This window comes from Moorena sp. SIO4A1, from assembly GCF_010672065.1.
In the GTDB taxonomy this organism is placed as follows: Bacteria; Cyanobacteriota; Cyanobacteriia; order Cyanobacteriales; family Coleofasciculaceae; genus Moorena.
Genome location: NZ_JAAHHX010000222.1, coordinates 1 through 2,919 on the forward strand (window position 1 = coordinate 1; position 2,919 = coordinate 2,919).

Sequence of the window (2,919 nt, forward strand, 5' to 3'; positions counted from 1 at the left end):
AGCCGTTACCCAAATAGTAGTTTCTACTGGCGCATTTGTCGTTTGGGTATTTGCTCTGGGAGAACCATTTTCCTCCTTGGCATTTTACCGTCCAGTCTATGGTTCCCTATTGCTGATTCTTTATAGTATTATTATCCCTTTGTTTAATCCTTATGAATTAAATTCGTGAGCCATTTAGTCAATTATAGTATAAATGTATGAGTTATCTGGTATTGAATTCAAGGAATTACTAGAAGCTATTATTAATGCTTATCCAAGAGCAATTAACCTTGAGATTGCGGTCAGGGTTGAGTTGGAAAAAAATCTTAAAGATATTGCAGGAGGGGAAAATAATTCTGACATTGCCTTTAACCTAATTCGGGATGCAGAAGCAAAGGGATATATAGAAAAACTAATCGATGGGCTTTATAATCAAAACTCTGGAAATTCTCAACTATCTAGCATTTATAATAAACTAAAACTGAAGTTTGCTAATCCGAGTAATAATCAAAATAATCAAAATAATCCAAACAATAAAAAAAAAGTTGAAGAAATACAACCAACTACTTATCAATCAACTCAACGACCAAAACCAGAAATATATCAACACTTAAACGATCTTCTTGAAAAGAAGAAATGGGTAGAATCCAATGAAGAAACATTTGCTATTATGAATAAAATTATTGGTAGAAATACAAGATTATCTTGGAAAACAAAAAATATTAAAGAATGTCCCTGTCATGTCTTATGTCACATCGATAAACTCTGGCGACAATACAGCAATAACTGTTTTGGTTTTACTGTCCAGAAAAAGATTTGGGAAGAAAAATGCACTACTAAAAATGATCGTGAAAAAGAGTTTGGTCGCCATGTAGGCTGGTATGATGACTGGAGGAAAGAATGGCTATCCCGTTCAAACCAAATATTTACAGAAAATCTTGAAAAAAACCTTGATAATAAAGAAAAATATCAAGGAATTCTTCCAACACTGACTTCAAAGAATTACCCTCTGGAGGATAATGCTAGTCTTATCCCATACCTTGTCAACAAACTTAAATCCTGTAACTGTGATTCATGTGATTGAATCAATAGTATTTACAATACTTAACGATCGGCATAGTTAATACTGTTTATAACCTTGAGGAGTTCGCTAATGAATGACATCTTTCTAGGACGAGATGAACAACAGGAACGTTTCCGAAATGTCTTAAACTCTTTGGTTCCTACAGCCTCCACGTCGGAAGAAGATCCAAAAATTTTTCTACTTCATGGTTTTGGTGGCATGGGGAAAACGACCCTGTTGCAACGACTGTACAACATCAGTCGAGAGGGAGAGTTTCAAAATTGCTTTAATACTTTATACCTAGATTGGGAGAAAGAAAGAGAACACTATATTGGTCTTCAAGTAGACCATGATGCTATTCAACCAGTTACTATACTGGAGGCGATTTATCAGAAATTACTTAAGCAGGAAGAATGGAAAGGCTACTTTGAAGAGTACAGTGACAATCAGAGTCTCTTGAAAACAGCTATAGAAAAAATTAAACAAGCGGAGGAAGAACAGGAAAGAATAAATCAACCAGTGCTACCTGACTTGACAACAGACGAATCAGAAGTTTACAAAAATTCAGACGAATGGTTAGCCGAAGCTTTGGGGGCAGGAATTGCGGAGATAGCTGCTAAAAAGCCATTTATAATTTTTTTTGACACTTACGAACTGGTTGATCGAATCCAGTGTGATTCTGTTTTGCGCAAGGTGATGACACACGGTGGCGGTCAGGTTGTGTGGGTAATTGCTGGACGGTCAAATTTAGCAGATAATATCTGGAGAAACGAAGCAGCCAAAGAAGCCCTAACTGCAGCCTTGGCAGATAACTATCCCGATATTGTGGCAGTAGCTATCAGGGCTTTAGGGGGTTTAAATGCCCTGGAAGTACCGCAACTTATTCGTTTCCTCAATTTGAATCAATCAAAAGATCGATACGTGCGTGAAGCGGCTGCTCGTGAGCTAGGTTATATCGATGACAATAAGATAGATATAGCCAAGGTCTTAGAGGCAGTTGAACCTTTAATTGACGCAATGCGTAATGACTACATGAAGCAAGTTCGTGAGGCCGCTCGTAATGCAGGACGCAAGATCTATCGCGCAACAGAGTATTCAGATTTTAAAGGAGTAAATTTAGATAAAACTGTTCGTCAAAAACTTCAATGGGCTCTGATACTAGCAGGAGAAAAAATATCTGAACAAGAAGAAGAATTAAAAGAAACGGATCCCATAATACTAATTAAAAATTTAAACAGTTCCGAGGATATTAATGAACGAGAGCGTATTATGAATAAACTAGGGAAGTTACAAGCTTCAGAAGCTGTGAGACCACTGGTTGACTTGCTCCAAGACACCAATCAAGAACCTGATATCCGAGCAACAGCAGCAGCAGCCCTTGGAAAGATCGGAACAGCCACTGCCAATCATAATCCGGCAATTCAGTCTTTAGTTAAGGCTTTGGGGAATAATGATAGTTTTGTGCGTCTAAAAGCAGCAGAAGCTTTGGGTAAATTAATCCCTCCCGTAGGCAGAGATGCCTTATACCAAGCTATTAGACAAGATAAATTTAGTAATGTCCGCAAGGCTGCCAAGGAGGCATTAAAAAAATATATTATAGATTCTAATCGTTCAACTATTGAAGATAGAATAAAAGCATTTAATTACTTAAAGCTAGTTTATCCAAATGATGCGGAAACACTGTTACAACAACCTATCCCTGATGCCGATGTTTTAAGGGAATATAATCCAGAGCAACAGGTCAATTTTGAGAAGATGTCTGTAAGTGATCTTATTGATCAACTAAATAATAACAATACTCAAATAAACCCAGATGAATGTGTAGCGATCGCTAAGGCTCTAGGGAAACATGGAGATGCCGATGCCTTAGATCCACA

2 protein-coding genes are annotated in these 2,919 nt (G+C 37.3%); both read left to right on the forward strand.

The genetic code is table 11. From position 1 onward, the window contains the following. Positions 1-193: 193 nt before the first annotated feature. Positions 194-1,063 carry a GUN4 domain-containing protein gene (locus tag F6K53_RS36445; protein WP_293084341.1) on the forward strand — a complete coding sequence of 290 codons (870 nt, stop codon included), beginning with the start codon at positions 194-196 and terminating at the stop codon, positions 1,061-1,063. 69 nt (positions 1,064-1,132) lie between these two features. Next, a partial coding sequence (locus tag F6K53_RS36450) for a HEAT repeat domain-containing protein (protein WP_293084344.1) occupies positions 1,133-2,919 on the forward strand: 1,787 nt, incomplete at its 3' end.

Excerpts from the sequence above, each read along its gene's own strand:
- F6K53_RS36445 (WP_293084341.1), top strand. The coding sequence starts at position 194 with ATGTATGAGTTATCTGGTATTGAATTCAAGGAATTACTAGAAGCTATT.